The sequence below is a fragment of the Pseudomonas sp. 21615526 genome (genome assembly GCF_013386245.1).
Lineage (GTDB): Bacteria > Pseudomonadota > Gammaproteobacteria > Pseudomonadales > Pseudomonadaceae > Aquipseudomonas.
In genome coordinates this window covers 60,741-72,062 of the sequence record NZ_JACAOM010000070.1, presented here as the reverse complement: position 1 = coordinate 72,062, position 11,322 = coordinate 60,741, and the positions used below count along the sequence as shown (strand labels likewise).

Annotated in this window: 9 protein-coding genes; 2 read left to right on the top strand and 7 right to left on the bottom strand. The window is 63.2% G+C overall.

Annotated features, from left to right (window positions below; translation table 11 throughout):
- Window positions 1-55 precede the first annotated feature (55 nt).
- The 6 genes from HX786_RS20405 to HX786_RS20380 all read right to left on the bottom strand — a co-directional run bounded on the left by HX786_RS20405 (window position 56) and on the right by HX786_RS20380 (window position 7,766).
- Window positions 56-1,174, bottom strand: a complete 1,119-nt coding sequence (locus tag HX786_RS20405) for a succinylglutamate desuccinylase/aspartoacylase family protein (protein ID WP_177022778.1) — start codon at window positions 1,172-1,174, stop codon at window positions 56-58.
- A gap of 207 nt (window positions 1,175-1,381) precedes the next feature.
- Window positions 1,382-2,635 (bottom strand): OprD family porin, encoded by a 1,254-nt coding sequence (locus HX786_RS20400; RefSeq protein WP_008437109.1) that lies wholly within the window; start codon window positions 2,633-2,635, stop codon window positions 1,382-1,384.
- Between the two features lie 112 nt (window positions 2,636-2,747).
- A complete protein-coding gene (locus HX786_RS20395; protein ID WP_023658920.1) occupies window positions 2,748-4,391 on the bottom strand; it encodes an ABC transporter ATP-binding protein in 1,644 nt (547 codons plus the stop codon).
- On the bottom strand, window positions 4,388-5,266 hold the full coding sequence (locus HX786_RS20390) for an ABC transporter permease (protein WP_168197512.1): 879 nt from the start codon (window positions 5,264-5,266) through the stop codon (window positions 4,388-4,390). Before HX786_RS20390 ends, HX786_RS20395 begins: the two co-directional genes overlap by 4 nt.
- Complete coding sequence (locus tag HX786_RS20385; protein ID WP_003208135.1) at window positions 5,263-6,204, bottom strand: ABC transporter permease; 942 nt, start codon at window positions 6,202-6,204, stop codon at window positions 5,263-5,265. Before HX786_RS20385 ends, HX786_RS20390 begins: the two co-directional genes overlap by 4 nt.
- 2 nt (window positions 6,205-6,206) lie before the next feature.
- Window positions 6,207-7,766: an ABC transporter substrate-binding protein gene (locus HX786_RS20380; RefSeq protein ID WP_177117201.1), complete on the bottom strand. Its 1,560-nt coding sequence runs from the start codon at window positions 7,764-7,766 to the stop codon at window positions 6,207-6,209.
- A 389-nt stretch (window positions 7,767-8,155) separates the two neighbouring features.
- Here HX786_RS20380 and HX786_RS20375 point away from each other — a divergent pair, with 389 nt between their 5' ends.
- Both HX786_RS20375 and HX786_RS20370 read left to right on the top strand, forming a co-directional pair.
- Window positions 8,156-9,070, top strand: a complete 915-nt coding sequence (locus HX786_RS20375; RefSeq protein WP_003208132.1) for a LysR substrate-binding domain-containing protein — start codon at window positions 8,156-8,158, stop codon at window positions 9,068-9,070.
- 25 nt (window positions 9,071-9,095) lie between these two features.
- Window positions 9,096-10,526, top strand: coding sequence for a serine hydrolase (locus tag HX786_RS20370; protein ID WP_178912524.1), 1,431 nt, complete (start codon window positions 9,096-9,098; stop codon window positions 10,524-10,526).
- On the opposite strand, the gene nadE is transcribed toward HX786_RS20370, so the two are convergent.
- Window positions 10,506-11,321, bottom strand: a complete 816-nt coding sequence (nadE, locus tag HX786_RS20365; RefSeq protein ID WP_178912523.1) for an ammonia-dependent NAD(+) synthetase — start codon at window positions 11,319-11,321, stop codon at window positions 10,506-10,508. The two genes, HX786_RS20370 and nadE, sit on opposite strands and share 21 nt — an antisense overlap.
- Window position 11,322 lies beyond the last annotated feature (1 nt).

The following is an 11,322-nucleotide window of genomic DNA, read 5'->3' as shown; positions in this document are numbered from 1 at the left end:
CGCGTTCGCGAGCAAGCCCGCTCCCACATTTTGACCGTATTCCATAGCTGGCAAATCAGGCGCTGAGTAGCTTGCCGCTGCGAATCGGCGTGGCACCGGACACCCGGCCCAGCGGGTCGCCCGGCTTCACAAAGCGCACGTCGCGGCGCATGTACAACACGCCGGTGTTGTGGCTGCAAACCGTGGTGGCCTGCCCACTGTGGGGATCAACGATATCGAACAACGCCTGCCCGGCCTCGATGCGACTGCCCACCGCCGCCCGGTGTACCAGCACCCCGGCGCATGGCGCATAAAACTGTTCGCTGCCGGCCAACGGCGTCGCCGGGTTACGCAGGGCCGGCAATGGCCGTGGCGTGCCTTCAACCGCGCCCAGGTGGGTCAGGTAATCAATGATCGCCGTGGCGTCATGTTCTGCCAGTTCATAGGACACATCCCGCTGGCCACGATGCTCGACGGTCACCGCCACGCTGCTGTCCGGAATCGGAAACCGATCGCCAAACCGCTCACGCAGGTTGACCCACAGCAGGTACAGCGCCTCATCGAACGAATTGGCCTGGGAATCGGTGGCCAGCAACGAGGCTTCAGAGCCGATGTAGCGCGCCAGCGGCTCCACGGTCGCCCACACTGCCTCGCCGGTGTACACATGCATCGCCGCTTCGCGGGAGCAGTGCAGGTCCAGCACGATGTCGGCATCGTGGGCCAGCAGCATCAGGGTGCGTTGCAGCGACTGGAATTCGTCCAGCGGCGCCGCGTCCAGCAGACATTCGCCCCAGGCCTGGCGGATCAGTTGGCGGTTGGCGTCGATGTCCTGGCCCAGCAGGTGCTCGATTTTGTCGGCGATTGCCTGGTACGGCACCGGAAAGCCCCGGTTGTAATTACGCCCACTGCCCAGTTCGAAACGCCCGCTGGGCGCGCCCATGATGTATTGGCTCAGCCCGGTGGGGTTGGCCACGGCCACCAGCACGATTTGCGCATTCAGCCGGTTGGCATTTTCCAGTACTACCAATTGCCGGCGCAGGTGCGCGGCCACCAGCAGCGCCGGGGTTTCGTCGGCATGCAGCGCCGCCTGGATATAGATTTTTCGACTTGCACCCATTGCACCGTAATGCTCACTGTCCACGTGCCTGTGGGTACCTGGTGTCGCTTGCAGCAAGGGGTGTGATTTAAGTTTCATAAACCGGAAATCTCGATATTCGAGTGATGAACGCTGAAGAAATATTAACGAGCCGGCGTGATCGTCTGTAAGGGCGGCCCACACTATCTTGATCTGGTAATCCGATCAGTGTGGGAGCTGGCTTGCCTGCGATGGCGGTGGGTCAGCCAGCCTATTCCGTGACTGACCCACCGCCATCGCGGGCAAGCCCGCTCCCACAGTGGGTGGTTACCAGAGCGCCAGGGTGTAACCCAGCATCACGCGGTTCTCGTTAACGTCGTTGAAGTAGTTGCCTTTGCTCAGCGCATTGCGCCAGCGCATCGACACGCCCTTGAAGGGCCCGTTCTGCACCACGTAGCCCAGGTCCAGGTCACGCTCCCACTCGCGGCCTTCGCGGTTGAAACCGAGCACTTCAGCCGAATCACCCTTGGCGTACTTGATCCCAAACAACAGGCCGGGCAAGCCGAGATCGGCGAAGTTGTAGTCATAGCGGGCGTGCCAGGCTCGCTCCCTGGTTTGGGTGAAGTTGCTGAACTGGTACTCGGTGAACAGGTAGGTGATGGAGCCGTCCAGGTAGGTAAACGGCGTGGTGCCGTATTGCTGCTGGAAGCCGCCGCCGATGCTGTGGCCGCCGTACTGGTAGGTCAGGCGGCTGCTCAAGGCGCTGTTGTCGACCTTGCCCGCCAGGCCCGCGCCGTCCTTGTCCGACTTGAAGTAGCGCACGTCGGTTTTCAGCGTGCCCGGCCCCAGGCCGAAGTTGTTCTTGAAGCCCACATATTGCTGCTGGTAGATGCTGTCCAGCGCCGCGAAGTGGTAGCTGAGCAAGGTGTTTGGGGTCAGCGAGTAGTCGCCACCGGCAAAGCGAAACTGGTCGCTCAGGGCGGTGCTCTTGTAGACCTTGCTCACCGTGGTCAGCTTCATGTCTTCGTAGTTGGTGGAGTCACGGTCCTTGGCCTGGTCGATCTGCCCGAGGGTGATTTTCAGGTTGCTGATATCGTTGGACACCAGCTGGGTGCCGCTGAAGGACTGCGGAAACAGACGGCTGGTGTTGGGTTGCAGGATCGGAAGGTCCGGCACCAGGTAGCCCACACGCAGCTCGCTTTTGGCGAAGCGGGCCTTGGCGGTCACCCCAAGCTTGGAGTACTCGTCGGAGACATTCTTGTCGCTGTCACGCTGCAGCAAACCGGTGCCGGACAGCCCCGGGCTGGAGTCGAGTTTCACCCCCAGCATGCCGGTCAGGTCCAGGCCGAAGCCCACGGTGCCTTCGGTGAAACCGGACTTGATACCGAGGATAAAACCTTGGGCCCACTCGGCGCGCATCGACTGGGAAGCGGCCTCGCGGTAGTCACGGTTGAAGTAGTAGTTCTTCAAGTCCAGCGTACCGCTGCTGTCCTTGATGAAGTCTGCATGGGCCAGTGACGGGACCAGCCCGCTGCTGACAACGCCGACGCCGGTGATGAGTTGAGTCAGGGATTTTTTCATTTTTTTAGCTCCTGGCAGTGGGGTGGGGGTTGGTGTTTTTATTGTTCTTCGGGCATGGCTTCGCCGTTCGCGCAAATCGGCGATTTGCGCGGCGGGTGACGTCAGTCCTGGGTTACAGCGCTAGCGGTACGGGGCCCTGGCGGATGCGGTAGCCACCGTTTTCAAGTTTCTCCAAGGGGCTGGCGGCGGCCAGCAGCTTGCGGGTATAGGGGTGCTGCGGGCGGTCGAAGATCTCGTCGCGGGCACCCATTTCCACCACCCTGCCCTCGCTCATCACCGCCACCCGGTGGGCGATGCGTTCCACCGCCGCCAGGTCGTGGGAGATGAACAGGCAGGCAAAGCCGTACTGCGCCTGCAGGCGTTCGAACAGCTCGAGGATCTGCTTCTGGATGGTCATGTCCAACGCCGAGATCGGCTCATCGGCAATCACCAGTCGCGGGTGCCGCACCAGCGCCCGGCCAATGGCCACCCGTTGACGCTGGCCACCGGACAACTGGTGCGGGAAGCGGTCGACAAACTGTTCCGCCAGGCCGATGTCCACCAGGGTTTTCGCCACCCGCTCACGACGCTGCGCGGGCGTCATGCCGGGCACATGGCGCAGGGGTTCGGCGAGGATGTCGCCAATCTTCATGCGCGGGTCGAGGGACGAATACGGGTCCTGGAAAATCATCTGGCATTGCAGGCGATGGTCACGGTTGCCAGCCTTGAGAATGTCCACGCCCTCAAACTCGATGGCACCGGAACACGGGCTGTTCAGGCCGACAATCGCCCGTCCGAGGGTGGTCTTGCCCGAGCCGCTGCCGCCCACCAGCGCCAGGGTTTCCCCCGGGGCGATGGACAGGTTGGCCGAATGCACCACCCGCTTGAACTGGCTGCGGCCCCACAGGCTGCGCGGCCCCGGGTGCTCGATGCACACGTCCTTGACCGTCAGCAACGGCCGGTCCGCCTTGGGCAAGGCTGCCAGGGTGCCGCGCCGCGGCAGGGCCTCGAGCAGTTGCCGGGTGTACTCGGCCTTGGGCGCCAGCAGGATCTGCTCGATGGTGCCCTGCTCCACCGCGCGGCCTTCGCGCATCACCACCACTTTGTCGGCGTAGCGCGCCACCAGCGACAGGTCGTGGCTGATAAACAGGATCGCCGTGCCCTGCTCGCGGGTAAGGTCGAGCATCAGTTTCAACACGTCCAGTTGCGCCAGGCAATCCAGGGCCGTGGTGGGCTCGTCGGCAATCAGCAAGGCCGGGCGCAGCAGCATCACCGAGGCGAGCATGATGCGCTGGCGCATGCCGCCGGAGAACTCGTGGGGAAACGCCGCCAGGCAACGCTCGGCGTCCTTGATGCCGATATGCCCGAGCATCTCCAGGCTGCGCTCGCGGATCTGCGCATCGCTCAGCCTGGTGTGCAGGCGCAGGCCCTCGGCCATTTGCTCGCCGATGCTCATCGACGGGTTGAGGGACACCATGGGTTCCTGGAACACCATGCCGATCTTCGCCCCGCGCAACTGGCGCAATTGCTCCGGCGCAAGGCTGCCCAGGTCATGGCCCTGGAAGCGCACCTGGCCGCTGCATTGCTCAAGCGGCGGTGGCAGCAGGCCGATGGCGGCGCGGGCGGCCATGGTCTTGCCGCTGCCGGACTCGCCCACCAGCGCCACGATTTCGCCGGGGGCGATGGTGAAGCTCAGGTCGTTGACCGCCAGCGGGCCGTTGGCCCCCACGCGGATTTTCAGCTTGTCGACTGCCAGAAGGATGTCAGTCATGGTCATTTACTCATCCGCGGGTCGAGACGATCGCGCAAGGCATCGCCACACAGGTTGAACGCCAGCAACGCCATGGCGATGCAGACACCGGGAAACAGCCCCAGCCAGCTGGCCGTGGCGATATACGGCCGGCTGGCGGCGAGCATGTTGCCCCAGGTGGCAGCCGGCGGCGGGACGCCCAGGCCGAGGAAGCTCAGGGAGCTTTCCGCCAGGATCGCCCAGCCGAACATGCTGGTGGCCAGCACGCACACCGGCGCCACGCAGTTCGGCGCGATGTGCCGCAGCATGGTGTACAGCTCGGAGTTACCGATCACCCGCGAGGCTTCGACAAACTCTTTCTCGCGCAACGACAACACCGTGCCGCGCACCACCCGCACCACCGACGGTGTGTAGGCCAGGCTCAAGGCGAACACGATGCCGTACAGGCTCGGGCCGATGATCGCCATCAAGCCCAGGGCCAGCAGGATCCCGGGAAACGCCAGCAACGCATCGTTGACCATCATCAAGCCCCGGTCGACCCAGCCCCGCAGGAACCCGGCCAGCAGGCCCAGTACCGTGCCGGCGGTGATCGCCAGCGTCACCGTCAACACACTCACCCACAGGCTGGTGTGCGCGCCGATCATCAGCCGGCTCAGCACGTCGCGACCGTACTCGTCAGTGCCCAGCCAGTGCGCGGCGGTGGGCGCCTGCAAGCGCGCCAGCAGGTTCAAGGCCAACGGGTCATGGGGCGTCCAGACCAGGCCCAGCAAGGCCATGATCAACAACAAGGCCAGCAGCAGCGCACCGATCAGCGCGTTCAGCGGCGGCACACGCCAGGCCCTGGGGGCACGCGCCGGTGCCGGCAACAGCACCTCGGGTGCGACAGGTAGAGGCTTATTCATAACTTAACCCTGGGGTCGAAGAGCGGGTACAGCAGGTCCACCAACAGGTTGACCAGCACATAAACAAAGGTCACCAGCAGCAGGCAGCCTTGCAGCACGGGGTAGTCCCGGGCGTAGATGGCGTCGACCATCAGCCGGCCGATACCTGGCAGGGTGAACACGGTTTCGAGCACCGCGATGCCGCTGAGCAGGTTGCCGAGGATCAGGCCGATCAGGGTCAGGGTCGGTGCAAACGAGTTGCGCAGCGCATGGCGCCACAACACCGCCCGCTCCGACAAACCCTTGGCGCGGGCATGGGTGATGTATTCCAGGCGCAGCACTTCAATTGCACTGGCCCGGGCCATGCGGGTGATCGCGCCGAGTTCCACCAACGTCAGCGTGACAATCGGCAGCACGATAAAACTCAAGGCCTGCCACGGCGATTGGCCGAATGACACATAACCCACCACCGGCAGCCAGCCGAGCTTGATGCCGAACGCGTAGAGCAACAGCAGGCCCAGCCAGAAACTCGGGATCGACAGCAACAGGGTCGCGGTGGAGACCACGCCAAAGTCCAGGGAACTGTTCTGTTTCCACGCCGAGAGCAAGCCCGCCGGTACCGCAATCAACGCCGCGAGCAACACCGAGACCAGCACGATCCCGGCACTCACCTGGAAGCGGTCAAGGATCAGCGGCAACACCGCTTCATTGGTGGTGATGGAATGCCCGAGGTCGCCGCTGAGCACCGCCTTGAGCCAGATCACAAACTGCAGCGGCAGCGGCTGGTCCAGGCCCAGGGACGCACGGGCGACCTCCAGGCTGTGGGCATCGGCCATGTCGCCGAGCATCAGCAGCGCCGGATCACCGGGCACCAGGCGGATGATCGCGAACACCATCAGCGAGATCAGCAGCAAGGTCGGGATCGACATCGCCAGCCGTTGAAAGATGAAACGCAACATCCTCAGTTACTCCCGGTCGCAGGCACGCTGACGGTCCACAGGCGCGGCTTGGACACCGGCCAGGTGCGCAGGCCTTTGACGTAATCACGGCTGGCGGCGATGGCGTTGCCGTTGTACATCGGGATCATCGGCACGTCCTTGAGCATCTGCTGATGCAGTTGGTCGAACAGCGCCTGGCGCTTGCTGATATCGCCTTCGCGCTGGGCTTCACGCAGCCATTCCTGGGCCTGGGGGTTGTCCCAGACCTTGCGCGCTTCCTTGCCCTTGTCGCCGGTCATCGAGTCGAAACTCAGGGCCGGGTCAAGGCGTTCGGAATACGGGAACGCCATCATCTGGTAGTTGCCGGTCTGGTAGCGCTCCAGCTGGGTGCCCCACTCCAGGGTTTCCAGTTCCAGGTTGATGCCGCTGGCCTTGGCCATGGCTTGCACGAACACGCCCATGTCGAAGATCGCGGCGTAGCGCTTATTGACGATCAGTTTGATTGGTTGGCCTTTATAGCCGGCTTCCCGCAGCAGTTGGGCGGTCTTGGCCGGGTCGAAATCGAAGCCCTGGTTCTCGATTGCCTGGTGGTAGTGGCTGCCACTGGCGACCATCGAATTGTTGGCCTGGGAACGGCCACCGGTCAGGGCGGCGACGATTTGGGCGGAGTCCAGCGAATGGGCGATGGCCTGGCGCAGGCGCACATCTTTGAGCAAGGGGTCGCGGGTCTGGAACAGCAACGCGTTGACCGACATGGTGCCGCTGGAGGTGACCTTGATGCCGGGGTTGGCAGCCAGTTCGGTGGCGTCCAGCGGCGTGACGTCAATCAGCAGGTCGACGTTCTTCGACAGCAAGGCCGCCTTGGCCGCCGCCGGGTCCGGGATCACCAGCAGGCGCACGCGGTCGAGGGTCGTGGTTTTATTGCCGGTGTAGCCATCCGGCTCTTTCTCGTCCCGCGGGGTGTAGTTGGCGTTGCGCAGCAGATCGATGTATTGGCCGGGCTTCCACTCGCCCAGGCGGAACGGGCCGGTGCCGATGGGGGCTTTCCACTGGCCGTCGACCACCGAGTCGGGGTGCAGGATGCCGCTGCCACCGCACTCCGGCAGCGCGGTGCTGGTGAGGAACAGGCCGTTGGGCTTGTCCAGGGTAAACACCACGGTGAGTGGGTCCGGGGCGCTCATGTCGACGATTTTCGCGCCGCCATGGCCGTCGAATTCAGGGGCGCAGCGCCATTGGGTTTTCGGGTCGAGGTAGTGTTTCCAGGTCCACAGCACATCGGCGGAGGTCAGTGGCGCACCGTTCTGGAACTTGACCCCGTTGCGCAGGTGGAAGGTGTAGCGCAGGCCGTCGTCGGACACCTGCACGTCCTTGGCCAGCAGCGGGCCGACGGTGGCATCTTCACGGAAGGCCACCAGTCCTTCGGTAATGTGCAAGATGACGGCGTCGGAATTGGTGTCACGGTTGACGCCTGGCTCGGTGCTGCGAATGTCGGCGTTCAACGCGACTTTCAATAGATTCTCGGCGTGGGCAGTGCCCACCAGCGCGGCGGACAAGGCGCCAGCCAGGAATAAAGTCTTGTTCATGATAAATGCACCTTGAATGATCCTTACGCTTGGGTTCGGACGCTGGCAGGACCCAAAAAGAGGCACGGCCGAACACCTGAATAGTTGTTGTTGTTTTAGTCGCTGATTACGGTTTGCGAATGTTCCTGGACCGATCTTATTCGCCACCCAATCAACTTGAGAAGAACGCTCCGAGTGATCGGGCTCGGTTTATCCGATCATCAACCGTCCGTGGGTTGCCCTGGCCTTACCGTACCGAGAAATCAGGGCCTTGAGCTGGAAAAGATGGGGTTTTCCTGATCAAAAATAATGATCGCGATCATCCAGACCGATCTGTGCTCACCTATAGTCATCAGATAAGCTGGCTGGCATTCAATGGTTTAAATGCAGCACTGAGCGAGCCCACCGTCATGACCCTCACCCATCTTCGCGCGTTCTGCTCCGTGGTTGAAAAAGGCAGCTTCCGCTCGGCCGCACGCCAGTTGGATGTGGCCCAAAGCACATTGACCCAGTCAATCCAGACCCTCGAAAAGGAACTCGGGGTGGTGCTGCTGCAACGCTCCAACCAAGGCATCAACCTGACCCCGGCCGGCGAGGTGTTCCTGGCCCGTGCCCGTTCCATCACTCTCGACTGCGAACGTGCCCTGCTCGACCTGCAACCCTGGAAAGGCGAGCCCGAAGGCCATATCGCCCTGGGCGTCACCTCCGAACCCTTGGCCGAATTGCTGCTGCCGGTACTGAGCAACTTCACCCAGCGCTTCCCGCGCATGCAGGTGCACGTGGCCAGCGGCACCACCAAGGGCCTGGTGGAAAAAGTCCGCGATGGCCGCCTGGATTTCGTCTTGTGCCCGCTGGCGCCCAACGTGGCCGATATCGACCTGGCCATCGACCGCCTCTACAGCTCAAACGCCGGCATCATTGCGCGCAAGGGCCACCCGCAGGCCCACGCAAAATCCGTGCAAGCCCTCACCGACTGCCAGTGGATCAGCGTACGCCCGGCCGGCGTAGTGGGCGGCGCGGAGAACCGCTTGATCGAGCTGTTCCGTACCCAGGGCCTGGCGCCGCCAAAGATTGCGATCACCACTGATTCGTTGCTGGAAACCCTGCACATCGTTTCGGAAACCGATTACCTGACCATCGAACCGCGCATGCTGCCGGGGATGAAGCTGTTCTCCAGTGCCCTGACCACCATCGCCATCGAAGAACCGCTGGCGACCCGCGATGTATGCCTGATCAGCCGCCGTTCGTCGCCGCTCACCAGCGTCAGCCAGGAACTGACCAGCATGCTGATTTCCTATTCGCGGCTGGTGCACCGCAGCCGTTGATTTCCCTCCCCCTACGAGCCTGTTTATGCCCATGTCCTACGATGGTTTGTCCCGCGCCAGCGCCAGCAGCGTCGGCGTTGATCCCGAGCACCTGATTGCCTTTCTCGATGAAGTGAAAGCGGCCGGCCTCGACCTGCAAGGCCTGATGCTGCACCGCCACGGCCACGTGGTCGCCGAAGGCTGGAGCTGGCCGGTGGACCCCAACGAGCCGCGGGTATTGCACTCGGTGGCCAAGAGCTTCACCGCCTGCGCCATTGGCCTGGCCGTGGATGAAGGCTTGCTGAAACTGGATGACCGGCTGGTGGCGTTCTTTCCGGAGTGTGTGCCGGTGGATGCCGACCCGCGCCTGGCGGACATGACCGTAGAACACCTGCTGACCATGCGCACCGGCCACGCCGCCAATACCTCGGGTTCAGTGTGGCGGGGTATCGAGACCAGCTGGATTGCCGAGTTCTTCAAGATACCGCTGGCCTATGCACCGGGCACCACCTACGTCTATACGAGTGCGGCCAGCTACATGCTCTCGGCGCTGATCAACAAGGTCACCGGGCAAACCTTGCACGCGTACCTCAAGCCCCGGCTGTTTGTACCGCTGGATATCCATAATGAAAGCTGGGACATCGGCCCCGATGGCGTGAATCCCGGCGGCAATGGCTTGAAGGCGCCGACCTCGGCCATGCTCAAGCTGGGTGTGCTGCATGCACAAGGCGGCGTGTGGCATGGCAAGCAGGTTCTACCGGCGGCCTGGGTTGCAGCGGCCACCCGGCCACAAGGCGGGCCGGACAGCCGCTACGGTTATCACTGGATGATGAAACCGGCACACGCCTTCAGCGCTGTCGGGGTGTTTGTGCAGATGGCGATGGTGTTCCGCGAGTACGGTGCAACGCTGGTGGTGATCGGCGGGATGAAGAATTCGGCGGAGCTGATTCCGTTTGTCGAGCGGCATTTTCCGGCGGCGTTTGGCGATGATTGCACGGTCAAAGCCGAAGCGGATGCACGGTTGCAGCAACGTCTGGCGAGCATGGCACAGCGGCCTGAGTTGCTTTCAGCGTGTGCAGGGCCGAGAGATTTCACGGGCGTGTATCAGGTAGAGCCCAACGGGCTGGATGTGCAGCAATTGGCGTTCGCCGTCGAAGGCAATGTACTGCGCTTCCAACTGACCGACAGCAAGGCGACTCATGCCCTAGAGGTGGGGATTGATCACTGGATCGCCGGCACCACCAACATGCCGGGCCGGGCGTTGCACCACGGTTATGAGTTCAAGGATGCGCAGATCGTTGCCGGCGCGCGCTGGCTGGATACCGGGACGCTGGAGATGACCTGGATCTACCCGCAAACCGCGTTTCGCGATCGGGTGGTATGCGGGTTTGACGGTGACCGCGTGAGCGTGGCGCGTACGGTCAACGTCAACAGTGCCGGGAAGGAACAGGAAGTCTTAGTCGGGAACAGCCGGTAATGCTCGCTTGTGGGCGGTCTTGAGGTAGGCGCTCTCGACAATCGCCCTCATCCGCTCACTCACTGCCTCGCCCATCAGGTAGCGGTCGATCTCGTCATAGCTGCAGCCATACGCCAACTCATCCGGCTTGCCCGGTGCCAGTTCTTCCAGGTCGGCAGTCGGTGCCTTGGCCACCAACTGCCGTGGCCCGCCAAGGGCGCTGGCCAGCAGGCGCACCTGGGTCTTGGTCAGCCCTGAGAGCGGCGCCAGGTCGCAGGCGCCGTCACCGAACTTGGTGAAAAACCCCATCAGCGCCTCCGCGCCATGGTCGGTGCCCACCACCAGGCCGTTGTGCAGGTTCGCCACGGCGTACTGCGCCATCATCCGCGCCCGGGCCTTGACGTTGCCCTTGATAAAGTCGATGCGTTCGGCGCTGGCCTGCGCGGCAGACAGGCTGCCCATCAGCCCGTCGACGCAGGCGGCGATGTTCAGCGTCTCGATCCGGTCCGGTGCGATAAAGTCCAGGGAAGCCTGGGCGTCGCGCTCGTCCGCCTGGGTTTTATAGGGCAGGCGCATGGCAATAAACCGCGCCTCGTAGTCTTCGTTGCGCAGTTGTTCCACTGCCAGTTGGCACAGCCGCCCGGCGGTCAGTGAGTCGACACCGCCACTGATGCCCAGCACCAGCGCATGGCAGCCGGACTGGCGCAAGGTGCCCTTGATGAAGTCGATGCGCCGTTGCAGCTCAGCGCCCTCGCCTCCCTTGCCGAGCAGCCGGTTGATCTTCAGTTCTTGTGCGATACGTGCCTGAGTGTCCATG

Excerpts from the sequence above, each read along its gene's own strand:
- HX786_RS20370 (WP_178912524.1), top strand. The coding sequence starts at position 9,096 with ATGCCCATGTCCTACGATGGTTTGTCCCGCGCCAGCGCCAGCAGCGTC.
- HX786_RS20390 (WP_168197512.1), bottom strand. The coding sequence starts at position 5,266 with ATGAATAAGCCTCTACCTGTCGCACCCGAGGTGCTGTTGCCGGCACCG.
- HX786_RS20380 (WP_177117201.1), bottom strand. The coding sequence starts at position 7,766 with ATGAACAAGACTTTATTCCTGGCTGGCGCCTTGTCCGCCGCGCTGGTG.
- HX786_RS20405 (WP_177022778.1), bottom strand. The coding sequence starts at position 1,174 with ATGAAACTTAAATCACACCCCTTGCTGCAAGCGACACCAGGTACCCAC.
- nadE (WP_178912523.1), bottom strand. The coding sequence starts at position 11,321 with ATGGACACTCAGGCACGTATCGCACAAGAACTGAAGATCAACCGGCTG.
- HX786_RS20400 (WP_008437109.1), bottom strand. The coding sequence starts at position 2,635 with ATGAAAAAATCCCTGACTCAACTCATCACCGGCGTCGGCGTTGTCAGC.
- HX786_RS20375 (WP_003208132.1), top strand. The coding sequence starts at position 8,156 with ATGACCCTCACCCATCTTCGCGCGTTCTGCTCCGTGGTTGAAAAAGGC.
- HX786_RS20395 (WP_023658920.1), bottom strand. The coding sequence starts at position 4,391 with ATGACCATGACTGACATCCTTCTGGCAGTCGACAAGCTGAAAATCCGC.
- HX786_RS20385 (WP_003208135.1), bottom strand. The coding sequence starts at position 6,204 with ATGTTGCGTTTCATCTTTCAACGGCTGGCGATGTCGATCCCGACCTTG.